We start from the raw sequence: 22,468 nt of genomic DNA on the forward strand, positions 1-22,468 counted from the left end.
ACACACCGCACACCAGGAGCGCGGATGCTTCGTTTATCCGCCGGATGCTGCGCATGCGCGAAACCGGGCTTGTCGCAATCATACTGGTTCTGTTCGTCGCGATGTCCATCGCCTCACCCTATTTCCTGACCTGGGTGAACATGCGCGCCATGGTCATGGCCTTTGCTGTGGAAGGGATCGTCGTGGTCGGAATGACCATCCTGCTGATTTCCGGCGGGATCGATCTTTCGGTCGGCTCGGTCACCGCGCTGGCCATGGTGGTCGCGGGCTGGCTGTTCCTGAATGGCGTGGATCCATGGGTGGCTTCCGCGATTTCCATTGCCGTATGCACCGGCATCGGCGCATTCATGGGGTTTTTCGTTACCCGTGTCGGCCTGCATCATTTCATCGTGTCACTGGCGGTCATGGTGATCGCCCGCGGGGTCTGTCTGCTCGGTACAGGCGGGCGTCCGCTCGGCCTTTACACGTTGCCACCGGAGTTCAAGTTCATCGGCCAGGGAACGATCGGCCCGGTCCCGGTCGTGATCCTGATTTTCCTCGCGGTCGTGATCGGTTTCGACTTCATGCTGCGGCGGACAACCCTGTTCCGCAAGGTGTTCTACACCGGCAGCAACGAGAAGGCTGCCGCCTATTCGGGTATCCGGACGAAGCGGGTCATCTTCTTCACCACCACGCTGTGTTCCGCGCTGTGCGGAGTTGCGGGCATCATCTACATGGCCCGTTTCGGTTCGGCGCAACCGACCTTCGGCATCGGCATGGAACTGAACGTGATCGCGGCTGCCGTGATCGGTGGCGCCAGCCTCAAGGGCGGATCGGGGACCATCTTCGGGGCGATCCTCGGCGCCGTGCTTCTGTCGGTCGTCTCCAGCTCGCTCGCGCTGCTGGATGTCTCCGTCTATTGGCAGGACATCATTCGCGGATCGATCCTGCTGACGGCGGTATCCATCGATCACTATCTGGTCAAGAAACGCGCCTGAGCGGCATGGGAAAGAGACTGACCCTCATGGCTGACAAAAAGAACGATATCGAGCTGATGCGCCAGATGCACACCGTCCTTGTGCTGCATTTTCTGGAGGGCAAGAAGCAGTCGGAGATCGCCGACTTGCTGAACTTGTCGACCTCCAAGGTCAACCGGCTGATCACCCAGGGACGGAAGATGGGCATGATCAAGATAGATATCGAAAATCCCTTCCAGCGGCTGACCGATCTGGAGCACCTCCTGGAGGAGGGAACACCGCTCACCAGGGCGTTGGTCACCTCCTCCGTTGAAGGCAGCACGAGTACCACGCTCAAGCAGGTTGGCAGGGCTGCGGCAAACCACCTTGTGGAGACACTGCGCGACGGGGATGTCATTGCCATTACCGGCGGAAAGGCGGTCAGCGCGGTTGTGCAGAATATCGAAACGGACCGGAAATTCGATGTCACGGTTGTTCCGTTCACCGGCGGCGTGCAGGGGAAGTACCACACCGATGTGAACCATCAGGTCATGCTTCTGGCCGATCAACTCGGGGGCAAGGCCCTGCAGCTTCACGCGCCCCTTTTCGCCGAGAGCCGCGAGCAGCGCGACATGCTGATGGAAGTGGCTTCCATCAAAGAGGTGCTCGACCTGGCCCGGCGGGCGAATGTCGCCCTGGTCGGTATCGGATCGATCGCGACGCCCGGCTCGAGCTACTACGACCTGCATCCCATGCCGGAGTCCGACAGGAAGATGCTGGTGGGCAGCGGCGCGACGGCGGAGTTCATGGCCCATCTGATCCACAAGGACGGAAGCGTTGCCGATTACGCGCTCAATTCGCGCCTGGTCGCTCTGCGTCCGACGGATCTGCACCAATGCGCCAGGGTTATCGGCGTCGTCTCCGGCGAGGAGAAAGTCTGGCCGATCCGGGCCGTGCTCAACGGAAACTATCTGAATTCACTCATTCTGGACGAGGACACCGCGAGCGAAGTCCTCGCAACCATGGAAGGCAGGCAAAATGTTGCATGAGATGTTGACGCGGAAAATCGGCCGCTCCGGCATTGAGGCATCCGCCATTGGTCTGGGAACCTGGGCTATTGGCGGCTGGATGTGGGGCGGTACCGATGAAAGCCGCTCGATTGCGGCTATTCAGGCCTCGATCGACGAAGGGATCAGCCTGATCGACACCGCACCCGCCTATGGTCAGGGTCTGGCCGAAGAGATCGTCGGCAAGGCGATCAAGGGCCGGCGTGAAAAGGTGGTGCTTGCCACGAAATGCGGCCTTGTCTGGCACACCGGAAAGGGCAACCACTTCTTTGATTACGACGGCAAGCCGGTGCATCGCTATCTCGGCAAGGAGTCCATCATCCATGAGGTCGAGCAGAGCCTGAAGCGTCTGGGGACGGATCATATCGACCACTACATCACCCACTGGCAGGACCCGACAACACCGATCGCCGAGACCGTCGAGGCACTGGAAACCCTGAAGTCCGCAGGCAAGATCCGTTCGATCGGCGCCAGCAACACCTCGCCCGAGGAGTTGAAGGCCTATGTGGCCACCGGACAGCTGGACGCGATCCAGGAAGAATACAGCATGGTCAAGCGAGACATCGAGGAAACGCTGATCCCCATCTGTCTGGAGAACGGCGTGTCGGTCCTGAGCTATTCCTCGCTCGCACTCGGTCTTCTGACCGGCAAGATCGGTCCGGACCGGGAGTTTGAAGGCGATGACCAGCGCAAGAACAACCCGAGATTTTCCATCGCCAACCGCCGCAAGGTTGCTCTCCTCATGGAGGCGATAGCCCCGATCGCGGATGCGCATGAGGCGACGAATGCGCAGGTTGTCATCGCCTGGACGCTTCAGCAACCCGGCATCACCTTCTCGCTTTGTGGTGCCAGGACCGGAGCCCAGGCCGTTGAAAATGCCCGGGCCGGCCGGATCCGGCTTTCGGACGAGGAGATCGGGGCGATCAGCAAGGCAGCAGCCATTCATCTGACTGAGCTCGCCGCTTAAGTCAGTGCAAAAATGAAACAGGGAGCACGTCGGACTCAAGTCTGGCGAACGGGAGAGTCATGTCCGAACAACGGCAAGGGAAATGGGATCGCATCGTTCACGACGGCGCCTTTGACGCCGTTGTGGTCGGTGGCGGCATCAACGGGATCGGGGTTTACCGGGAACTTGCCTTGCAGGGGCTGCGGGTGCTCCTTGTCGAGCGGAATGACTTCTGCTCCGGCTGCAGCGCGGCCCCCTCCCGCATGATCCACGGTGGCTTGCGCTATCTTGAAAACGGCGAATTCGAGCTGGTGCGTGAATCGCTGCGCGAGCGCGATGCGCTCCTGGTGAACGCACCGCATCTCGTCCATCCATTGCCGACGGTCATCCCGGTCACCTCGATCTTCTCCGGTCTATTGAACAGCGCCGCGAACTTTGTCGGGATCTCCGGCAAGCCGTCCAACAGGGGAGCGATCGCAATCAAACTGGGGCTGACGCTCTATGACTGGGTGACACGCAAGAACCGGCAGCTGCCCAGGCACCGGTTCCACAGGGCCAGGCAGACACATGCGCGCTGGCCCGGTCTCACACGGGCCATTCAGTGCTCGGCAACCTATTTCGATGCGTGGATCAGCCACCCGGAACGACTGGCGCTTGAACTCATACAGGATACGGAAAGGCTTGCTCCGGACTGTGTCGCGCTGAACTATGCCAGACTTCTTCCGGACGAAGCCGGGTTTTTGCTGCGTGACGAAACGGCAGGGACGACCGTGACTGTGGTTCCAGGGCTGATCGTCAATGCGACCGGCGCCTGGCTCGATGACGCCATTGACGAGATCTGCGGAGAGAGCGGCCACGAACGCCTGGTATCCGGAACGAAGGGCTCCCATCTCATCATCGACAATCCGGCACTTGAAGCCGCTCTCGCGGGCCACATGGTCTATTTCGAAAATTCCGACGGCAGGGTGTGCATCGTTTATCCGTTCTTCGGCAAGGTTCTGGCGGGGTCGACGGATATTCGCGTCAAGTCCGCGGAACGGGTGCGCTGCGAGCCGGAGGAACAGGACTACATCCTGAACTCGTTGCGCCTCGTGTTTCCGCAAATCGACGTCGGCGCGGAAGATGTCGTCTTCAGCTTCAGCGGCATTCGTCCGCTGCCGAAAAGCAGTCACGACTTCACGGGGCGGATCACGAGAGGACATTTCACCCGCCGCATTAAGGGACGCGTGCCGCAGATCTGCATGATCGGGGGGAAATGGACCACGTTCCGGGCTTTTGCCGCACAGGCAGCGGACGAGGTGTTGGAGGAACTCGGCAGGAAGAGGTCGACGGATACGCTCGAGCTACCCATCGGGGGAGGGAAGGGATTTCCGCTGGCCGGTGCCATCCTGGAACGGGACCTTGCCGCCACGTTCGGCGTGAGTGCCAAGAGGGCGGCACATCTCGTGTCGACCTATGGCACCACTGCCGGCGACCTGCTGGCCTTTTGCCAGTCGAGATCCGACGATGTTCCGGTTGACGGGGAAACGGAAATCACCGCTGCGGAAATCGCCTGCCTGGTCCGGCACGAATACGTTGTGAACCTCACTGACATCGTCCTGAGACGGACAACGCTTGCTATCCGTGGACTGCTCACCAAAGACCTGATCGACAGGTTGACGGACATAGCCACGCGGGAACTCGGCTGGGCTCCCGCGGAAAGCGAACGTCAGCGGGCGCTGTTGATCCACGACTTAAGCACCTATTACGGCGTCTCGCAGGAGAAGCTGGACAATCAAGACATCAGCAGGAGCAAGATATGCGTTTGAGCCCCAAAGTCCGCCTGAACCGGATGTTCACCAATGGCGGATGTCTGGATGTTGCAGTCGATCACGGTGTCTGCAACGAACCGAGTTTCATGGTTGGCCTCGAGGATATGCCGCGTGTCGTCGATACCCTGATCAAGGCCGGGCCGGACGCCATCCAGATGGCCTATGGCCAGGCGGACCTTTTGCAGGGGCGGCCGGAAAAGGACAAGCCGGCACTGGTGATGCGGATCGACATGGGAAATCCGTACAATGATCAGCGTCACCGGGTGATGTGGTCGTTGCTGCAAAACGCGGACGATCCGATCATCGGCGCGCTGGAGATGGATGCGGCCTGTGTTGTCGTGAACCTCTTCATGTTGCCGGACGAACCGGAGCTGTTCCGCCAGTGTGTCGAAAATATTTCCAGGGTCCGCGCCGCCTGCCACAGATACGGCATGCCGCTCATGATCGAACCACTGGTCATGCTGCCAAACGAGGTCCGGGGTGGCTATCAGGTGGATGGCGACGCGGACAAGATCGTCACGCTCGCACGTCTGGCGAGCGAAATGGGAGCGGATATCATCAAGGCGGACCCGACCGAGAATCCGCAGGACTTCCATCGTGTCGTGGAAGCCGCGCGCGTGCCGGTTCTGGTGCGCGGCGGCGGCAAGGAGGACCTGAAGACTGTCTTGCGAAAATCGGCCGCGCTGATGCGCCAGGGCGCGAAGGGCATGGTCTATGGCCGCAACATTTATCAGCATGACAATCCGAAAGCCGTCGTCGCCGCCCTCATGGCAATGATCCATCAGGGAGCTGATGGCGATGAAGCCTGGGACATCTACAACCATGCCTGAAGACAACAAATTCCTGCTGGGACTTGACGCCGGGAACACGGTCATCAAGGCCGTTCTGTTCGATTGCCGCGGGCGGCAGATCGCGATGAGCGCACTGGACGGGCAGTCGTTGTCGCCTCTTCCGGGACATGTGGAACGCGACCTTCGCGAATTGTGGCGGAACGCCCGGAAGGTCATCCGCGATTGCCTTGAAAAGGCGGACGCCGACCCGTCCCGCATCGCGGCGGTGGGCTGCGCCGGGCATGGCAACGGGCTGTACCTTCTCGACAAGGGCAACGAACCTCTGCTCGGGATCCAGTCCCTCGACACGCGTGCGGCGGACCTTTCCGGCGAACTGGCCGCGTTGCATGGCGAGCGGTTGCATGCCCTGAGCCTGCAAAAGCCCTGGCCGTCGCAGACGCCTGCCCTTCTTGCCTGGATAAAGAAAAGCCGTCCGGACCTTTATGCCAGGGCCGGAACGGTCCTGTTTTGCAAGGATTTCATCACCTTCAAGCTGACGGGTGAGCGCGTCAGCGAGATTTCCGACATGTCGGGCAGTGGCCTGCTGCGCATGCCGGACTGCCGCTACGACCCGGAAATCCTGGAGCTTTTCGGCATTGGCGATGTGGGTGATCTGCTGCCGCGGTTGATCGAGCCGGCGGACATAGCCGGGCGGGTGACCGCAGAGGCTGCCGCGGCAACGGGGCTTTTGGAAGGCACTCCGGTTATCGGCGGATATTTCGATGTGGTCGCCAGTGCGCTCGGATCGGGTGTGGTCCATGCGGGCGAGGCTTCGATCATCGCCGGCACCTGGAGCATCAACCAGGTGTTCTCGGAAACGCCGGTTGTGGATCCGGACATCTTCATGGCCGCCGGGTTCGCTTCGGCCCGATACGTGAATATCGAATCCAGCGCGACCTCGGCGGCAAATCTCGAATGGTATGTGCGCGAGTTGGTCGAGCGCGGCGGCCATCACGAGGACCCTTTCGGGTATTGCAACGCCCGCATTGCGGAAGTGACCCCTGCCGCGGACGATCCGCTCTTTCATCCGTTCCTCTACGGGTCGGGGCAGGGCGCCGAATTCCGGGCCGGGTTTTACGGACTTGCCGGCTGGCACACGGAAGGACATCTCCTCAGAGCCCTGTTCGAAGGTGTTCTGTTTGAACATCGCCGGCATGTCGATACGCTTGACCGCGCCGGAGTGCCCTTCGACAGTGCGGTTCTTGCCGGTGGTGGTGCGCGCAGTCCGGTCTGGCCGCAGATGTTCGCCGACTGTCTCGGTGTGCCCATCCGGGTCGCGGAGAACCAGGAAACCGGCGCGCTCGGCGCCGCCATCGGCGCCGGTGTCGGCGCCGGGCTCTTCGGAAGTTACGAGGACGCGGTGGGCGCCATGACCCGCGTCAGGCACCTCTTCCAGCCCGATCCCTTGATGAAGCCGCATTACGACATGCGCTATGGCACATACCTGAAGATCGCCGAGGCCATGCGGCCAATCTGGTCGGAGATGTCAACAATCCGTTCATCGGGAGGATGACCCATGAAAGCCGCCGGTTTTTTACGTTACCCGCCGATTGAAAACCCGAAGAGCCAGACAGATGCCGAACTCGAGGACGGGACCCACGGCCGATGAGCTTGCCGGAAAGACTGGAAGGAACCTACGACTACATCATCATCGGGGCAGGTACGGCCGGATGCGTGCTTGCCAACCGGTTGACCGAAGACCCCTCGGTCCGGGTCCTTCTGCTGGAGGCCGGCGGGTCGGACAATTATCACTGGGTGCATATTCCGGTCGGATATCTCTACTGTATCGGCAATCCGCGAACCGACTGGATGATGAAAACGCTTCCCGAACCGGGGCTTAACGGCCGGAGCCTGACTTATCCGCGCGGCAAGGTTCTGGGTGGCTGCACCTCCGTCAATGGCATGATCTACATGCGCGGCCAGGCGGCTGACTATGATCACTGGCGCCAGCTCGGCAACGTCGGGTGGGCCTGGGAAGATGTCCTGCCATATTTCCTGAAGTCGGAAGATCACCACCGGGGCCGGACGGATCTGCACGGCGCACATGGAGAATGGAAGGTCGCAAAGCAACGGTTGGACTGGGACATCCTGCGCGCCGTGCAGGAAGGCGCAAGGGAATTCGGTATTCAACCGCGCGAGGACTTCAATGACGGCAACAATGAAGGCAGCGGGTTTTTCGAAGTCAACCAGCGGAACGGTGTGCGCTGGAGCACCGCCAGGGGGTTTCTCCGCCCGGCCTTGAAACGGCCCAATCTGAGGCTGATCACACATGCGGAAACCCGAAAGCTGGTCCTGGACGGGCGACGGGCAACGGGTGTTCGGTTCATCCGCAAGGGGCACGAGTTGGTGGCGCATGCCCGCCGCGAGGTGCTGCTGGCGGCCGGAGCAATCAACTCGCCCAGGATCCTCGAGTTCTCGGGGATCGGCGCCGGTGAGATCCTGAAAGATCGGGGTGTGGAGGTGCGTCACGAGCGGGCCAATGTGGGCGAGAACCTTCAGGATCACCTGCAGATCCGAACGGTCTACAAGGTGAAGAACACCAGGACCCTGAACACGATGGCCAACAGCCTTGCGGGAAAGGCGAGAATTGCCCTGCAATATGCGCTGACCCGGTCAGGGCCGATGTCCATGGCACCCAGCCAGTTCGGCATGTTTACCAAATCGGATCCCGCGCTTCAGACCCCGGACCTTGAATATCACGTCCAGCCGCTTTCAACCGACAAACTCGGCGACCCGCTACACCCGTTCCCGGCGATAACCTTGTCTGTCTGCAACCTGCGCCCCGAAAGCACCGGCTCGGTCCATATGAGCGTGGCCGGTGAAGCGGCACAGTCGGAGATCCGGCTCAATTACCTGTCCGCGGACAAGGACCGCGAGATTGCGCTCAAGGCGGTCCGCCAAGCCCGCAGGATCATGACGGCAAGGGCCCTGAAACCCTATCTGCCGGAAGAAATCCTTCCCGGGCCCGATGTTCAGGGCGAGGACAGTCTGCTTGAGAAGATCGGCGATATCGCCACGACCATTTTTCACCCGGTCGGAACCTGCCGCATGGGGGCGGACGATGAATCCGTGGTCGATCCGCAATTGCGCGTGCGAGGGATCGAGGGTCTGCGAGTGATCGATGCGTCGGTCATGCCGAAAATCGTCTCGGGCAACACGGCCTCGCCGGTGGTCATGATCGCGGAGAAGGCAGCCGACATGATCCGGCGCAGTTGAAGCGTCCGGCTCAAGGGCTACGCGCTGCCTACAGCTTCAGGTTTGCTCGCCGGCCGTCTGAAAATGGTGTCGGATCGAAAAATGGGTGGACCGGATATCGAGTAATATGGACCGCCTCACCGCCTTGGTATCCCCGCGCCCAATGGCTGAAATCGCGTCGGCGTGAATCCGGTGCCCGATGGTGAAAAGACGCTTGAACAAGTCGCGGTCTTTTTGGGCGGACGCCAGGATCGGGCCGGTGCGCAGCCACAGGTTCGAGATCATGTCGACGAGCTGGGGATAGCCGCAGGCGCTGTAGAGCGCAAAATGAAAGGCGTGATTTGCGGCCAGTGCCGCCTCGAAATTATTCGAGGTCAGGGCCTCCTCGAGACGCGCATTGTGTTCCTTCAGCGCTTCGATGATTTCCGGGCCGCCCTGCCGGCACGCCCGTTCGGTGGCGTAGCCTTCAAGCTGAATGCGGATACGGATGTATTCCTCATGTTCGGAAGCGACATAGGGTGCAACACGCATGAGGCGGGCGGACGGTTGCTCGAAGGCGCGCTCGGCGACAAGGCGGGCGAGCGCATCGCGTACGGGCATGGCGCTGGTGCCGAAAGCCTGCGCCAGTCCCCGTATGGAAACCTGGTCGCCCGGCAGAAATTCTCCCTTGAGCAAGGCCAGCCTCAGGCTCTGATAGACCCGTTCCTGAACGGTGGTTACGTCGACCGGTGAAAGGGCGGGCTTGCGCGTTTGTAATTCTACAGTGCTCAAAAAACTTGTCCGTCCGTAGGCTCATTGCTTCGACGTGCCCGCTGTTACCGCGATGCAAATGCGCCAAATCCGCGAAGGTGATCGACTTGCCGGAAGCAATTGCTTCCCGAGTGAACCGGTGCCGGCCAACAAGACAGGCCGTGACGCGGACGCGCGGACTATAGTCAGTTGTTTGTGAGCGGGCAATGCGAAGACCTATGCTTTTTGATGTGTGATCACACATCACATATCTTTACGAGGTCGTTGTTTTGTGTTTATTTGGACGCCGCTTCCGAGGAGGAGTGGGCGCCAGGGCGGCGGGGACCGAAGGCTGATGCCGACAGATCCGGGCTTTTGCGTTCGAACAAAGTGTGGAGGAAATCGACGTGAAAAAATTTGCTGCCCTGGCGGCCGTCTCGACCATTGCGCTCGGCGCGCATGCGGTTCAGGCCGAACCCTTGAAAATCGGGATTATCGAGAGTCTTTCCGGCGCCCAGACGTCGTCGGGCCGTCTCTACGCAACCGCCGTTCAATACGGTGTCGACAAGATCAACGCGGCCGGCGGCTTCAATGGCGAGGACGTTCAGGTCATTGAATATGACAATGCCGGCGGCTCGACCGGCGCGGCCGACAAATTCAAGCAGGCGGTTGCCGATGGCGTGAACATTGTCATCCAGGGCGCGTCCTCAGCCATTGCCGGTCAGATCACCGAAGATGTGCGCAAGCACAATCTGAGAAATCCGGGCAAGGAGATCCTCTTCATCAACGTTGGTGCGGAGGCAATGGAACTGACCGGTGACAAGTGCCAGTTCTACCATTTCCGCTTCACGACCACGGCCCCCATGCGCGTCAACGCGATGACCAGCGCCATGAAGGAAGCCGGCGATCTCGGCACCAGGGTCTACTCCATCAACCAGAACTACTCCTGGGGACAGGACGTTCAGGCAGCCATCAACGCGGCCGCGGAAAAGGGCGGCTATGAGGTCGTGGACGAAGTTCTGCACGATGTGAACAAGATCCAGGATTTCGCGCCGTTCGTTGCCCGCATCAAGGCTGCCAATCCGGATTCGGTCATCACCGGCAACTGGTCGAACGATCTTCTGCTCCTGATGAAGGCGACAGGCGATGCCGGTCTCGATGTCACCTTCGGCACGGCCTACCTCGACCAGCCGGGGAACATCGCCAATGCCGGCGAGACCGCCCTCGGTCACTACATCGCCAACAACTACGACAATACCGCCGGCGATGCTTCGTTCGCCGAGGAATACAAAGCGGCCTCGGGTCACTATCCGCTGTTCGTCGAGCCGCAAACGATCTTTGCCGTCGGTGCGCTCTCCCAGGCCCTGGAAGGGGTTGATTTCGCTGGCGGCGACATTGATGTCAGCAAGATCGCACTGGCGCTGGAAGACGTGACCTATGAGACACCGGTCGGTCCGATCGCCGTACGCAAGGAAGATCACCAGACCATCCGTCCGGTCGTCGTTTCCAGGGTGGTCGAGAACGCCAGGTATCCGGCCGACGATACCTCGATGGGATTTGAAGCCGTCAAGGTGGTGCCGGGCGAGCAGGCCATCTACCCGGTTCAGGACAGCTGCGACATGAAACGTCCGGGCTGATCCTGAAAGAACCGATCCGGCTGGAGCGCATCCGGCCGGATCCCGCCGCCTTTTTACTCGGAAGTTTCCTTCCGGAGAGCTGTTCATGGAATTCGTAATCATTTCGGCCCTCAACGGGGTGACCTATGGCCTTTTGCTGTTCATGGTCTCCGCCGGGCTGACGCTCATCTTCGGCATGATGGGCGTTCTCAATTTCGCTCACGCATCCTTCTATATGCTGGGCGCCTATATCGCTTATGCGGTGTCTTCTTATTTTGGATTCTGGACCGGACTGATCGTTGCACCGGTCATCGTCGGCATCGTCGGCATGCTGGTCGAGAGATATCTTCTGCCACGGGTCCACGCCCATGGTCATGCCCATGAACTGCTCCTGACCTTTGGTCTGGCCATGATCATCGAGGAGCTGATCAAGCTGTTCTTTGGCGACTTCCCGGTCAATTACCAGATGCCGGATAACCTGCGTTTTGCCGCATTCACTGTCTTCGGCACGGACTATCCCTTCTACCGGCTGTTCATCGGCGCAACCGCCATCACCATGTTCGCGTTGTTGTGGTTCCTGCTTGCGCGCACCCGCATCGGGATCGTGGTCCGGGCAGCCGAGCGGCTGCCGGCCATGGCAGAGGCGTTGGGTCACAATATCCCGGTTGTCTTCATGGGCGTCTTCGGTGTCGGCGCGGCGCTTGCCGGGCTGGCGGGCGCGGTTGCCGGGGCCTTTTATCCGACCAATCCGAACATGGGGCTGGAACTCGGCGTGATCGTGTTCGTCGTTGTGGTGGTTGGCGGTCTCGGATCGCTCAAGGGCTCGCTGCTCGCGTCCCTGCTGATCGGTCTCTTTTCGTCCTACTCGGTCGGTCTCGACTGGTCGCTCGCCGGTCTCTTCGGGTTGGTCGGCCTGGGCGACTGGGCGCAATCCATCGGCGGACTGATGACCCTGGAACTTTCTTCCGTCAGCGCGACCATTCCCTTCGCCCTGATGCTGATCGTTCTTCTCGTACGCCCCGCGGGCCTCATGGGTGAGCGGAACTGACATGACAAACATGCGAAACATTCTTCTGATCGCCGCCGTCCTGGTCGCACTCGTGGCCGTCCCGCCCTTTCTCGGACTGGGTTGGCAGAACGCGCTGGTGAACATCCTGATCGCCAGTCTCTTCGCGCTGGCCTTCAACCTCCTGTCCGGCCAGGCCGGATTGCTGTCCTTCGGTCATGCCGCCTATTTCGGCATGGGCGCCTTTGCGACACTCCACCTGATGCTTGCCATCGAGGATGGCCTTTCCTTCCCCACGCCCCTGCTGCCGCTGGCAGGAGCGGCCATGGGTCTTCTCATCGGTGTGGTCGCCGGCTTTTTCGCAACAATGCGATCCGGCGTCTATTTCGCTCTGGTCACCCTTGCAATCGCGGAACTCTTTCATTCCCTGACACCGCACCTTCAGGGCTTTTTCGGCGGAGAATCCGGGATATCCTCCATGCGCATGCCCTGGCAGGGCTTCGTTTTCGGCACGGTCCTGGAGGTCTACTACCTGACCCTGTTCTGGGTGGTGCTGAGCGTCATGGCGCTTTGGGCCTACACAAGGACACCTTTCGGACGGCTCACCCTGGCGCTGCGCGACAATGAGCAGCGGGTCCGGTTTCTCGGTTACAATGCCCACACGTCGAAAGTGATCATCTTCGCCGTTTCGGCCATGTTTTCCGGTGTGGCCGGCGGCCTTCAGGCAATATCCAACGAGACGGCGAACTATGCGCTGTTCAGTTCGCATATTTCAGCGCAGGTGGTGCTTCAGACCTTCGTCGGCGGGGCGACGATTTTCTTCGGGCCGGTTGTCGGCGCCGTGTCCTTCACGCTTTTTGCCTATCTCGTCTCGGATCTGACCCGTTCCTGGCTCTTCTACCAGGGGCTGATCTTCGTCCTCGTCATGCTTTTTGCGCCGACCGGTATCGGCGGTGTTGTGCAGCATCACTTGCGCAATGTGCGGCGCGACGATTGGCTGTTGCTTGCGGGGCCCTATGCGCTGGCGGCAACCGGCGGCGTTCTGATCGCGGGCGCGGTCATCTACCTGACAGAAACGGTCGCGGTCCTCTTCGGCGAGGAATACGCGGTTCAGATCCGCAACGCGGAAGGAAGTTTGCCGGCTTACGAAATGTTCGGAGCCTGGTGGGAGCCGTTCGGTATCGCCACCTGGCTGGTTCCGGTCGTCCTGCTTGCGGCGGGCGGAGCCATCCTTGTCAAAAGCCGCGGGAACATTTTGAAGTGCTGGGAGAAGATGGGCCGGGAAGTTGGGGAAGGCGCACATGAACCGGCAGCGCCGGGAGTGGCAAAATGACCCGGAAAACCACACCCAGAACTTCAGCGCTGCAATTGACGGACGTCACGAAATCCTTCGGTGAAATATCCGTGATGAAAGGGGTCAATCTGGATGTCGAGGCGGGTGAGAGGCATGCCGTCATCGGTCCGAACGGCGCCGGAAAATCGACCCTGTTCAATCTGATCTCGGGCCTGTTTGCGGTGTCCGGTGGCGATATCTGTCTCAACGGGCGGAGCATCACAGGCCTGCCGCCGCACCGGATCAACCGCAGCGGTCTCGCCCGGTCCTTCCAGATCACCAATATCTTCCATCGCCTGAGCGTTTTCGAGAACCTCCGCATTGGTGTCCTGGCACGCCACGGCGTCCGCTTCGGCCTCTTTCAGCCGGTTTCGCGCATGCGCGCGATCAACGAGGAGACCGTGGATATTCTCGAAAGAGTGGGGTTGGAGCCAAGGGCGGACCATCTTGCCGGAGACCTGACCTATTCCGAACAGCGTGCTCTGGAAATCGGCATGACCCTGACCACCGGAGCGGATGTCATTCTGCTGGATGAACCGACGGCCGGCATGTCCCGCGAGGAGACGGCGAAGGCGGTCGAACTGATCCGGTCGGTCACGGAAGGAAAGACCCTGCTGATGGTGGAGCATGACATGAGCGTCGTCTTCAGCCTGTGCGACCGGGTTTCGGTCCTTGTCTACGGCAGCATTCTGGCCACGGACACGCCGGAGCGGATCAGCGCGAACAGGCAGGTGCAGGAAGCCTACCTTGGAGAGGAGGCCGCAACATGAGCCTGTTGAAAGTCGAAGGTCTGCACGCCCATTACGGCAAGAGCCACATCCTTCACGGGGTCGATATGCAAATCGGAGAAGGGGCGATCGTTTCGCTGCTCGGCCGCAATGGCTCGGGCCGTTCGACCCTTTTGAAGGCAATCATGGGGCTCGTTCCGCCAACGGCCGGATCGGTGCGTCTGGGCGAGAAGGAACTGTCCGGGTGCCGCCCCTTCGATGTCTGCCGGAGCGGGATCGGCTATGTGCCCGAGGAGCGCCTCGTTTTCCCGAACCTGACCGTCGATGAGAACCTTGCCATGGGCGTTCAGAAGGCGGCGCCGGGTGCGCATGTCTGGTCCGTGGAGGAAATGTACGGCTACTTCCCGCGCCTCAAGGAGCGGCGGGGCGTCAACGCGGGATACCTTTCGGGAGGCGAGCAGCAGATGCTGACTATCTGCCGCTCGCTGCTCGGCAACCCCCGCCTGTTGCTGATCGATGAGCCCACCGAGGGGCTTGCGCCGCGTATCGTCGATGTCGTCATGGAATTCATTCTGGACATCGCCAGGCGCAACGTCGCCGTCATGCTGGTCGAACAGAAGCTGACAATCGCCCTCAAGGTTGCCCAGGACGTGCTCGTGATGGGGCACGGCGAACTCGTCTTTCGCGGCTCCCCGGAGGCGCTCGTGAACGCGCCGGAGATCAGGCGCAACTGGCTGGAAGTGGCGTGACTTCGAGACGCGGCGGATTTCGGTCCCGACTGCGTCGGAAAGTCCTTGTGGTGGGCGGCACCACTGCGGACTTTCCTCCTGTTCGGTCACCGAAATCCGGCTCGCGCCGCGACCCAAACCTAATTGTCCACAGACCCTAGTCCCGGAAATGAAAGAAAAATCGCCAGTGACGACTTTAATGGACAAGATGCTGCCTGCCAAAGGCCTCCGGGTTCTGATCACCGCCGGTGCTTCCGGGATCGGTGAAGCCATCGCCCGGGCCTTCGCTGAAGCCGATGCGAAGGTGCTCGTTTGCGACATCGATGCCAATGCGCTTGAAAGGCTCGCCGCTGATGTTCCGGGCATCCTGACGGTGGTGGCGGATGTCTCCGACGAGGCGGCGGTGACGGCCATGCTGGAGGACGCCCGGGTGAAACTCGGGGGTCTCGACGTGCTGGTCAACAACGCCGGAATTTCCGGTCCGACAGGCCGCATCGATACGCTTTCCGTCGAGGATATTCGCCGGACGCTGGATATCGATCTGCTCGGACAGTTCCTTGTTGTCCGGCAAGCCGCGCCGCTGCTGCGGCAAAGCGAAGCCGGCGCGATCATCAACATATCTTCGGTTGCCGGCCGTCTCGGATATGGCCTGCGCACGCCCTATGCCGCTTCCAAATGGGGGATCGTCGGTTTCACGCAGAGCCTTGCCAAGGAAATGGGACCGGACGGAATTCGCGTGAATGCAATCCTTCCCGGTATCGTCCGCGGTCCCCGTATCGAGAGCGTCATCCGGGCTCGCGCCGAGGCCGAGGGTATCAGTTACGCGGACATGGAAAAACAATATCTCGCCAATGTATCTCTGCGGCGTATGGTCGAGCCGGAGGATGTCGCGGGCCTGTCCCTGTTCCTGTGCGCGCCGGCGGGCGCCAACATTTCCGGCCAGGCGATAAGTGTCTGCGGCAACGTCGAGAATATCTGACGCGGATTCAAGCCGCGCGCAAAACAATTCCGGAGGAACAAGACCCCCTATGGCCAAGCAGTCCCGTAAAGTCATCATCACATGCGCGATAACCGGCGGCATTCACACGCCAAGCATGTCGCCCCATTTGCCGGTTACGCCCGACCAGATTACCGAACATGCAGTTGCCGCCGCCGAAGCGGGCGCGTCTATCCTCCATTTGCATGCCCGTAAAGCTGAAGACGGCCGGCCGACCCAGGACCCGGCGGATTTCGAACCCTTCCTGCCGCGCATCAAGCAGTCGACCAACGCCATACTCAATCTGACCACGGGCGGCAGCCCGGTCATGACGGTCGAGGAGCGCTTGCGCCCGGCCAGCCATTTTCAGCCCGAGGTCGCGTCGCTGAACATGGGGTCGATGAATTTCGGTCTCTATCCGATGCTGAACCGGTATTCGGAATTCCGGCATGAATGGGAACCTGCGTATCTGGAAAAGACACGCGACACGGTGTTCAAGAACACCTTCAAGGACATCGAGTACATTCTGCGGTCCTGCGGCGGCAACGGCACACGCTTCGAGTTCGAGTGCTACGACACCAGTCATCTTTACAATCTCGCCCATTTCCGCGACCGCGGTCTGGTCGAGGGGCCGCTTTTCATCCAGACGGTGTTCGGGATTCTCGGCGGTATCGGCACGCATCCGGAGGATGTTGCCCATATGCGCCGCACAGCCGACCGGCTCTTCGGCGACGACTATGTCTGGTCCGTGCTGGGAGCCGGACGTCATCAGCTTCCGATCACGACCATGGCGGCCTCCATGGGCGGAAACGTGCGCGTCGGACTGGAAGATTCCCTTTGGGACGGGCCGGGAAATCTGGCGAAGTCGAATGCGGATCAGGTTCGCCGCGTGCGTCAGGTCCTGGACGGTCTCGGCCTTGCCATCGCGAGCCCCGACGAAGCGCGCGAGATGCTGGCCCTCAAAGGCGGCGATCAGGTGAAATTCTAGGGTGTGTAGACAATTGGGATTTGGTCGAGGTTTGGATGCAAATCGCCCATTTCGGCGTCACAATGTCTTGAAAGGGGGGCTATGGGCAAGCGGTCCGACAAAGCAGGCATGCGCCAGACACAAACCTGAGAATCCGGGCCGGTTTGGCCCAAAGCCTGTGGGCTTTGCCTCGACCGTGCGCTCGGCACGCTCTTCGTCAAACCCCTTGACCTTGAACCAAACCGGATTTGGCAGAATGGACAACCTCCTGAAAGCTCACAGCTAGTCTGCTGCAATGGCGCGTCGTGAAGCACTCCAGGGTTCACGCAGCGCGGGACGTTGCCTCGACGGTCAGGTGCGAGATGCGCGGGATATGCACGAGCGCGTCGCGGTAATGCTGCGGTGCTTTGGGCGCGTCGGTGTCGATCGCGACGATGACGCCGAAATGACCCGGCCCAAGCCGCCAGACGTGGATGTCGGTGACGGTATCGCCGCCGGCTTGCATGGTTTGGCGTATCTCCTCACCAAGTGTTTCCCGTGCGGGGATGTAGTCGAGCAGCACACCGCCGGCTTCCCGGATCAAACCGAACGACCACCGCGCGATCATGACGCCGCCGACAACGCCCATGGCGGGATCGAGCCAGACCCAGCCGAACATGCCGCCCAGAACAAGCGCGACAATGGCGAGGACCGAGGTCAACGCGTCGGCCAGCACATGCAGATAGGCGGCGCGCAGGTTGAGATCGCGCTCGCCATGCGCATGATCCTTGCGCGCCTGACCATGATCATGCGCGTGGTCATGCCCGTGGCCATGAGCGTGTCCGTGGTCATGGCCATGATGATGCGCGTGGTCGTCGCGCAGCAGCCAGGCGCAAACGAGGTTGACCACCAGTCCGGCAATCGCAACCATCGAGGCCTGTCCGAAATGGATTGTGACGGGTTCGAAAAAGCGCTGAAAGCTTTCATAGGCGATCAGCAGTGCGATGAGGCCGAGCATGACGGCGCTGGCGAACCCGGCAAGGTCGCCGAATTTTCCCGTGCCGAAGGTGAAGCGGGGATTGCGCGCGTTCCTGCGGGCATAGACATAGGCGAACACGGCGATGAACATCGCGCCTGCATGGGTGGCCATGTGCCAGCCATCGGCGACCACCGCCATTGACCCGTACAGCGTACCAGCGACGATCTCGACGAGCATCATTGCGGTGGTGATGGCGATGACGAGCCAGGTCTTTCGTTCGTTGCGCTGATGGGAGGCGCCCAGGAATACGTGCTCATGGGGCGTATCGAGTGTGGCAGTGCTCATTTGAGATAGGTCCTTATGATATCGATGAGATCCTCGGCCCCTTGTTGCCGGGCGCTTTCCGGCGCTTCGACGAGATGCTCGCGGATATGCTCCTCCATCAGCTCGGCGGTTAGGCCCGATATGGCGCCGCGTACGGAGGCAACCTGGTTGAGAATGTCCGCGCAGCCGGCCTCCGCCTCCAGCGAACGTTCAATGGCTTCCATCTGTCCCTTCAGCCGGCGCACACGGGCGACGAGCTTGGACTTGTGTCTGATCGTATGGCTCATAATATAGGGGGCTACCCTATATTGAAACGTCTGGCAAGACCTTTCGCCGAAGCCGTCCGCCGGCCGGTCCTGTCAGAACTTCAATGGCTTAGTGTCTGCCTATGCAGTGAATACGAATATGCGATTTTCTCCGGGAACCGGTCTCGCCTAGCCTTGGTCATGAAGTGACGAACAGACGGACATGAAAGCGGTTTCAACCATGCGCATCCTGTTTATCAACGGCCCCAACGCCAATCTTTACGGTCTCGACAAGAACGGAACCTATGGCAGCGACAGTTTCGAGAGCATAAGGAACAAGTGCATCGAACAGGCCGCTGCGATCGGGGCCGAACTCGATTTTCGCCAGTCCAATCACGAAGGTGAAATCATCGACTGGATTCAGGAGGCGCGCACCCATGCGGATGGCATTGTCATCAATGCAGCCGGGCTGACCTACACCTCGATCGCCATTCTCGACGCCTTGCTGGCGTTCGAGGGGCCGATCATCGAATGCCACATGAGCAACATCTGGAAACGGGAACCGTTCCGGCACCATTCCTACATGTCCAGGGCCGCGACCGGCGTCATTGCGGGGTTGGGTGCGCGCGGCTACTGTCTGGCGATAACGGCGTTAAGCGATCTCGTAAAGGAACAGGCATGAGCCGCGATATTCTGGTTTTCGGCAGCGTTGTCGATCCATTTCCCGTCTGGCGCGATGCATTGGCCGCGCATCTGCAGGAGGTCGATATTCTCGAGCCGGAGGCCGTGGACGATCCGCAAGCAGTCAAATATGCGCTCGTGTGGAAGCCGCCCGCGGATTTTTTCGCCGCCTATCCCAATCTCGAACTGATCATCAACCTGGGCGCCGGCGTGGACGCCCTGGTCAGCCGCACCGATCTTCCGGATGTGCCGATCACCCGGATTTCAGATCCCGAGATGGCAACAATGATGGCGGGCTACGTTCAGTTCTCGGTGTTGCGCTACGCGCGGGATATTCCCCAATTCGAAAAGGCGCAACGCTCGGGGCAATGGCACTACCTGCATCCGCGTGACGCCGGGGACATAAAGGTCGGCGTGCTCGGGCTCGGGGAACTGGGCGGCTGTGCCGCGCGTGAACTTGCCCGGCTCGGTTTTGACGTGCGCGGATGGTCGCGCTCGGAAAAGAAGATCGACGGGGTTAAAACCTTCAACGGCATGGCTGCGCTCGACGGCTTTCTTGCCGACAGCGAGATTTCGGTGGTGATGCTGCCCGCGACCCCCGAAACCCGGCAACTCCTCGACGCAAACCGGCTGGCGCAACTTCCAAAAGGGGCTAGGCTCATCAATGTTTCGCGCGGCGAGATCATTGTCGAGGCAGCCCTGGTCGAGGCTCTTCGGTCCGGACACATTGGCGGGGCGACACTCGATGTATTCGAGGTTGAACCTTTGCCCGAATCCAGCCCGCTCTGGTCGATGGAGAACGTGCTCATCACGCCACATATTGCCTCAGTCGCGATCCCCCGTTCGGCAGCGCGCCAGATCGCGGAGAATATCAATCGGCTACGGGCCGGCGGGAGTGTCCGCCACAGGGTAGATCCCGCGCGGGGATATTGAGACAGGATCGAAAATACCGCCCGGCGCAAAAGCGGCGCGCAGGAAATTCGCGAAAGCCTCCACGGCAGGGCGCAGCGTCTGGCGTTCGAGCCGCAAGCTGGTGACGTGCACGGGCGGAACCGCATCCTCTATCCCCAGAACCGCGATCCGGCTGCCGTCATAAGCCTGGGAGCTGCCGGGGACGGCATTGTGAATGGTATACCCGTGCCCGTGCCCGACAAGCCCGCGGATCAGCTCATAGGAGCGCGAGCGGAAGAGCACCTGCGCTTCGGTGCCTGCCAGGGCGAATAACGAAAAGAAGTATTCGCGCGAGTGCGGCAGGTCGAGCAGGATAAAGGGCTCTTCGGAAATTTCCGCGAGCGAAATTCGCTGGCGCGTTGCCAGACGGTGGTCGGCGGAGACCATCACGTAAGGCGGCAGCTCGGCAAGCCGTTCGCCAGAGATTTCCGGAGGCAGGGCGAAGCCGTAAGCGAGCGCGAGCTCGGCCTCTCCCGAGACGAGTCCGCGAATGATCTCTTCCTGATCGCCTTCACGCAGAGAGACCTCGATTCCAGGCGCGATTTTTGCGAATTCCGACATGAGGCCCGGCATGAAACGCGTGGCAAGGGTGGAAAAGCACCCGATCGTTATCTCGCCGGACATCGCGTCGCCAAGTGATCGCATGTTTCTCTCGAATTCGTCGGCATGCTTGAGCAGCCGCCGGGCAGCGTTTGCGAATTGCCGTCCCGCCGGGGTGAGAGAGACGCCACGAGCATGGTGGCGTACGAAGATCTCCACGCCGATTTCCGTTTCCATCGCGGAAATTGCCGTCGAAATCGATGGCTGTGAGACGTTCAGGCGCCGCGATGCCTCGGTCACGCTCAACGTCTCGGCCGTCGCGACGATGTACTGAAGCGTTCGCAAAGACAGATGCATAGTTTTTTTTAATCCTAGCGCCAGATAAACAATATTTTATTGATGCTAGCGCTCGAGTCATGCTGCGTCCAGTGACAATCGCTGGAGACAATTATGATCCGAACGGGGAACGAGTATCGCGAAGGTCTTAAGGATGGACGCGAAATCTGGATGGATGGCGAAAAGGTAACGGACGTCACCACCCACCCTGCCTTCAAGCCCATCGTCGATGTGCGGGCGCGCATGTACGACATGCAGCACGACCCGGCTTACAAGGAGAGGATGACTTACCGGGACAACAACAAGACCAACCCCGTTCTCTACAAGCTTCCGCACGAACAAAAGGACTGGGCCGACAAGCTGGAGGCCGTGGATGCGGTCATGAACGACATAGGTGGTGTTGTGACCCGTGTCGGCGATGAGACCATAGGCGAGATGTGGTCTCTCTGCGATGGCCGCGATGTGCTGGCTTCTATTGACGACCGGTTCTCCGACAATATCGACCGGCATATCCAGGCGGTTACCGACAACGACATCTTCCACGTTTCCGCCAACACGGATCCGAAGGGTGACCGTTCGCTCTCTCCCCGGGACCGTGATCCGGACATGATGGTTCACGTCACCAGGGAAACAGACGCTGGCATCGTCATTCGCGGAGCGAAATTCGAAACCGCCGCCGCCTATGCCGATCAGGCTTTCCTCAAGCCAACGGTAGGCGCCTGGGCCGACGAAGAACTGTCCGACTATGCCGTAGGCTGCATCGTGAAAATGGGTGCGCCGGGGGTCAAGCATATCTGCCGGTCAGGCTTTGCCGGCAAGTCGCGGGCGGCAGATTATCCGCTTTCCAACAAATTCGACGAAGTCGAAGCCCTGGTCGTTTTCGATGACGTTCTCATCCCCTGGGAAGACGTCTTCTTTTACCGTCACACGAAGGCGGCACAGTATGTGCGGTCCTCGTTGCATCGCTATTCCGCCTTTCCCTATGTGCTCCGCCTTCTTTATGTCGCTGACATGATGATCGGTACGGCGCTGTGGAACGCCAGGCAGACAGGCCTCGACAAACTGCAGGCCGTTCGTGAGAAGATCGCCGATCTTGTCTGCTATCGCGAGGGCATCAACGCCCATCTGACGGCTTCGATCGCCGCGGCGCAGAGAAGCCCCGGCGGTCTGTTGATGCCGCACCAGTCGATGCTCTATGCGGGCCGCGTGTTTGCTGTATCGCAATTGCAGAACATGATGCATATCGCCCGCGAACTCTGCGGCGGGCAGATATGCATCACGCCGAATGCGGATTCCTTCGAGGCCGACGGGTCGGGTGAATGGCTGAACAAGTTCTATTCGCTCAATCAGCGCTGGCAGGCCGATGACCGCCGCAAGCTGCTGGCCTTTGCCCGCGACCTGCTCAACTCCGATTATGCCGGTCACCGCCTCACTTTCGTGCAGTTTGCGCAGGCGCCGCACTTTTCCCACCTTGCCGCCGTCTATCAGAGTTTCGACTTCGAGGGTCCGCTCGATTTCGTGCGAAAGTCGGCCGGTCTTTCCGACCAGGTGAAGGGGTAATTGTTG

Annotated in this window: 21 protein-coding genes; 17 read left to right on the forward strand and 4 right to left on the reverse strand. The window is 60.6% G+C overall.

What is annotated here, in order from left to right:
- The first annotated feature begins 44 nt into the window (after window positions 1-44).
- The 7 genes from CLV41_RS13180 (at window position 45) to CLV41_RS13210 (ending at window position 8,805) form a co-directional block, all read left to right on the forward strand.
- Window positions 45-977, forward strand: a complete 933-nt coding sequence (locus CLV41_RS13180; protein ID WP_208987511.1) for an ABC transporter permease — start codon at window positions 45-47, stop codon at window positions 975-977.
- Window positions 978-1,003: 26 nt separating this feature from the next.
- Window positions 1,004-1,984 (forward strand): sugar-binding transcriptional regulator, encoded by a 981-nt coding sequence (locus CLV41_RS13185; RefSeq protein ID WP_103223090.1) that lies wholly within the window; start codon window positions 1,004-1,006, stop codon window positions 1,982-1,984.
- Window positions 1,974-2,969 carry an aldo/keto reductase gene (locus CLV41_RS13190; protein ID WP_103222880.1) on the forward strand — a complete coding sequence of 332 codons (996 nt, stop codon included), beginning with the start codon at window positions 1,974-1,976 and terminating at the stop codon, window positions 2,967-2,969. Before CLV41_RS13185 ends, CLV41_RS13190 begins: the two co-directional genes overlap by 11 nt.
- Window positions 2,970-3,028: 59 nt before the next feature.
- Window positions 3,029-4,756 (forward strand): glycerol-3-phosphate dehydrogenase/oxidase, encoded by a 1,728-nt coding sequence (locus CLV41_RS13195; protein ID WP_103222881.1) that lies wholly within the window; start codon window positions 3,029-3,031, stop codon window positions 4,754-4,756.
- Window positions 4,747-5,589: a class I fructose-bisphosphate aldolase gene (locus CLV41_RS13200; RefSeq protein WP_103222882.1), complete on the forward strand. Its 843-nt coding sequence runs from the start codon at window positions 4,747-4,749 to the stop codon at window positions 5,587-5,589. The genes CLV41_RS13195 and CLV41_RS13200 overlap by 10 nt, the downstream gene beginning before the upstream one ends.
- The gene (locus CLV41_RS13205; RefSeq protein ID WP_103222883.1) at window positions 5,582-7,102 is read left to right on the forward strand and encodes an FGGY-family carbohydrate kinase; all 1,521 of its coding nucleotides are present in this window, start codon (window positions 5,582-5,584) and stop codon (window positions 7,100-7,102) included. The genes CLV41_RS13200 and CLV41_RS13205 overlap by 8 nt, the downstream gene beginning before the upstream one ends.
- A gap of 92 nt (window positions 7,103-7,194) precedes the next feature.
- Window positions 7,195-8,805, forward strand: coding sequence for a GMC family oxidoreductase (locus CLV41_RS13210; RefSeq protein WP_103222884.1), 1,611 nt, complete (start codon window positions 7,195-7,197; stop codon window positions 8,803-8,805).
- 36 nt (window positions 8,806-8,841) lie between these two features.
- On the opposite strand, the gene CLV41_RS13215 is transcribed toward CLV41_RS13210, so the two are convergent.
- Window positions 8,842-9,555, reverse strand: a complete 714-nt coding sequence (locus tag CLV41_RS13215; RefSeq protein ID WP_103222885.1) for a GntR family transcriptional regulator — start codon at window positions 9,553-9,555, stop codon at window positions 8,842-8,844.
- A 359-nt stretch (window positions 9,556-9,914) separates the two neighbouring features.
- Here CLV41_RS13215 and CLV41_RS13220 point away from each other — a divergent pair, with 359 nt between their 5' ends.
- The 7 genes from CLV41_RS13220 to CLV41_RS13250 all read left to right on the forward strand — a co-directional run bounded on the left by CLV41_RS13220 (window position 9,915) and on the right by CLV41_RS13250 (window position 16,888).
- Window positions 9,915-11,150, forward strand: a complete 1,236-nt coding sequence (locus tag CLV41_RS13220; RefSeq protein WP_103223091.1) for a branched-chain amino acid ABC transporter substrate-binding protein — start codon at window positions 9,915-9,917, stop codon at window positions 11,148-11,150.
- Window positions 11,151-11,235: 85 nt separating this feature from the next.
- On the forward strand, window positions 11,236-12,177 hold the full coding sequence (locus tag CLV41_RS13225; protein ID WP_103222886.1) for a branched-chain amino acid ABC transporter permease: 942 nt from the start codon (window positions 11,236-11,238) through the stop codon (window positions 12,175-12,177).
- A 1-nt stretch (window position 12,178) separates the two neighbouring features.
- On the forward strand, window positions 12,179-13,468 hold the full coding sequence (locus CLV41_RS13230) for a branched-chain amino acid ABC transporter permease (protein ID WP_103222887.1): 1,290 nt from the start codon (window positions 12,179-12,181) through the stop codon (window positions 13,466-13,468).
- On the forward strand, window positions 13,465-14,238 hold the full coding sequence (locus CLV41_RS13235) for an ABC transporter ATP-binding protein (RefSeq protein WP_103222888.1): 774 nt from the start codon (window positions 13,465-13,467) through the stop codon (window positions 14,236-14,238). Before CLV41_RS13230 ends, CLV41_RS13235 begins: the two co-directional genes overlap by 4 nt.
- The gene (locus CLV41_RS13240; protein WP_103222889.1) at window positions 14,235-14,945 is read left to right on the forward strand and encodes an ABC transporter ATP-binding protein; all 711 of its coding nucleotides are present in this window, start codon (window positions 14,235-14,237) and stop codon (window positions 14,943-14,945) included. The genes CLV41_RS13235 and CLV41_RS13240 overlap by 4 nt, the downstream gene beginning before the upstream one ends.
- Window positions 14,946-15,093: 148 nt before the next feature.
- A complete protein-coding gene (locus CLV41_RS13245; protein ID WP_103222890.1) occupies window positions 15,094-15,903 on the forward strand; it encodes an SDR family oxidoreductase in 810 nt (269 codons plus the stop codon).
- Between the two features lie 49 nt (window positions 15,904-15,952).
- Window positions 15,953-16,888 (forward strand): BKACE family enzyme, encoded by a 936-nt coding sequence (locus CLV41_RS13250; RefSeq protein ID WP_103222891.1) that lies wholly within the window; start codon window positions 15,953-15,955, stop codon window positions 16,886-16,888.
- Window positions 16,889-17,189: 301 nt separating this feature from the next.
- Here CLV41_RS13250 and dmeF read toward each other — a convergent pair whose 3' ends face one another.
- Together dmeF and CLV41_RS13260 are read right to left on the reverse strand one after the other, a co-directional pair.
- Complete coding sequence (gene dmeF / locus CLV41_RS13255; RefSeq protein ID WP_103222892.1) at window positions 17,190-18,170, reverse strand: CDF family Co(II)/Ni(II) efflux transporter DmeF; 981 nt, start codon at window positions 18,168-18,170, stop codon at window positions 17,190-17,192.
- The gene (locus CLV41_RS13260; RefSeq protein WP_103222893.1) at window positions 18,167-18,436 is read right to left on the reverse strand and encodes a metal/formaldehyde-sensitive transcriptional repressor; all 270 of its coding nucleotides are present in this window, start codon (window positions 18,434-18,436) and stop codon (window positions 18,167-18,169) included. Before CLV41_RS13260 ends, dmeF begins: the two co-directional genes overlap by 4 nt.
- Before the next feature lie 181 nt (window positions 18,437-18,617).
- Between CLV41_RS13260 and CLV41_RS13265 the strand changes: the two genes are divergently transcribed.
- Complete coding sequence (locus CLV41_RS13265; RefSeq protein WP_103222894.1) at window positions 18,618-19,076, forward strand: type II 3-dehydroquinate dehydratase; 459 nt, start codon at window positions 18,618-18,620, stop codon at window positions 19,074-19,076.
- Window positions 19,073-20,008: a 2-hydroxyacid dehydrogenase gene (locus CLV41_RS13270; protein ID WP_103222895.1), complete on the forward strand. Its 936-nt coding sequence runs from the start codon at window positions 19,073-19,075 to the stop codon at window positions 20,006-20,008. Before CLV41_RS13265 ends, CLV41_RS13270 begins: the two co-directional genes overlap by 4 nt.
- Here CLV41_RS13270 and CLV41_RS13275 read toward each other — a convergent pair.
- The gene (locus CLV41_RS13275; protein WP_103222896.1) at window positions 19,955-20,923 is read right to left on the reverse strand and encodes a LysR family transcriptional regulator; all 969 of its coding nucleotides are present in this window, start codon (window positions 20,921-20,923) and stop codon (window positions 19,955-19,957) included. The genes CLV41_RS13270 and CLV41_RS13275 overlap by 54 nt on opposite strands.
- Window positions 20,924-21,016: 93 nt before the next feature.
- On the opposite strand from CLV41_RS13275, the gene CLV41_RS13280 reads away from it, so the two are divergent.
- Window positions 21,017-22,462, forward strand: coding sequence for a 4-hydroxyphenylacetate 3-hydroxylase family protein (locus CLV41_RS13280; RefSeq protein WP_103222897.1), 1,446 nt, complete (start codon window positions 21,017-21,019; stop codon window positions 22,460-22,462).
- The last annotated feature ends 6 nt before the right edge of the window (window positions 22,463-22,468 follow it).

The sequence above is a fragment of the Roseibium marinum genome, from assembly GCF_002906165.1.
Classification (GTDB): Bacteria; Pseudomonadota; Alphaproteobacteria; order Rhizobiales; family Stappiaceae; genus Roseibium; species Roseibium marinum.

What these genes read in the sequence shown, in the direction of transcription:
- CLV41_RS13180 (WP_208987511.1), top strand. Translation starts at nt 45, where the DNA reads ATGCTGCGCATGCGCGAAACCGGGCTTGTCGCAATCATACTGGTTCTG.
- CLV41_RS13185 (WP_103223090.1), top strand. Translation starts at nt 1,004, where the DNA reads ATGGCTGACAAAAAGAACGATATCGAGCTGATGCGCCAGATGCACACC.
- CLV41_RS13190 (WP_103222880.1), top strand. Translation starts at nt 1,974, where the DNA reads ATGTTGCATGAGATGTTGACGCGGAAAATCGGCCGCTCCGGCATTGAG.
- CLV41_RS13195 (WP_103222881.1), top strand. Translation starts at nt 3,029, where the DNA reads ATGTCCGAACAACGGCAAGGGAAATGGGATCGCATCGTTCACGACGGC.
- CLV41_RS13200 (WP_103222882.1), top strand. Translation starts at nt 4,747, where the DNA reads ATGCGTTTGAGCCCCAAAGTCCGCCTGAACCGGATGTTCACCAATGGC.
- CLV41_RS13205 (WP_103222883.1), top strand. Translation starts at nt 5,582, where the DNA reads ATGCCTGAAGACAACAAATTCCTGCTGGGACTTGACGCCGGGAACACG.
- CLV41_RS13210 (WP_103222884.1), top strand. Translation starts at nt 7,195, where the DNA reads ATGAGCTTGCCGGAAAGACTGGAAGGAACCTACGACTACATCATCATC.
- CLV41_RS13225 (WP_103222886.1), top strand. Translation starts at nt 11,236, where the DNA reads ATGGAATTCGTAATCATTTCGGCCCTCAACGGGGTGACCTATGGCCTT.
- CLV41_RS13230 (WP_103222887.1), top strand. Translation starts at nt 12,179, where the DNA reads ATGACAAACATGCGAAACATTCTTCTGATCGCCGCCGTCCTGGTCGCA.
- CLV41_RS13235 (WP_103222888.1), top strand. Translation starts at nt 13,465, where the DNA reads ATGACCCGGAAAACCACACCCAGAACTTCAGCGCTGCAATTGACGGAC.
- CLV41_RS13240 (WP_103222889.1), top strand. Translation starts at nt 14,235, where the DNA reads ATGAGCCTGTTGAAAGTCGAAGGTCTGCACGCCCATTACGGCAAGAGC.
- CLV41_RS13245 (WP_103222890.1), top strand. Translation starts at nt 15,094, where the DNA reads ATGAAAGAAAAATCGCCAGTGACGACTTTAATGGACAAGATGCTGCCT.
- CLV41_RS13250 (WP_103222891.1), top strand. Translation starts at nt 15,953, where the DNA reads ATGGCCAAGCAGTCCCGTAAAGTCATCATCACATGCGCGATAACCGGC.
- dmeF (WP_103222892.1), bottom strand. Translation starts at nt 18,170, where the DNA reads ATGAGCACTGCCACACTCGATACGCCCCATGAGCACGTATTCCTGGGC.
- CLV41_RS13260 (WP_103222893.1), bottom strand. Translation starts at nt 18,436, where the DNA reads ATGAGCCATACGATCAGACACAAGTCCAAGCTCGTCGCCCGTGTGCGC.
- CLV41_RS13265 (WP_103222894.1), top strand. Translation starts at nt 18,618, where the DNA reads ATGAAAGCGGTTTCAACCATGCGCATCCTGTTTATCAACGGCCCCAAC.
- CLV41_RS13270 (WP_103222895.1), top strand. Translation starts at nt 19,073, where the DNA reads ATGAGCCGCGATATTCTGGTTTTCGGCAGCGTTGTCGATCCATTTCCC.
- CLV41_RS13275 (WP_103222896.1), bottom strand. Translation starts at nt 20,923, where the DNA reads ATGCATCTGTCTTTGCGAACGCTTCAGTACATCGTCGCGACGGCCGAG.
- CLV41_RS13280 (WP_103222897.1), top strand. Translation starts at nt 21,017, where the DNA reads ATGATCCGAACGGGGAACGAGTATCGCGAAGGTCTTAAGGATGGACGC.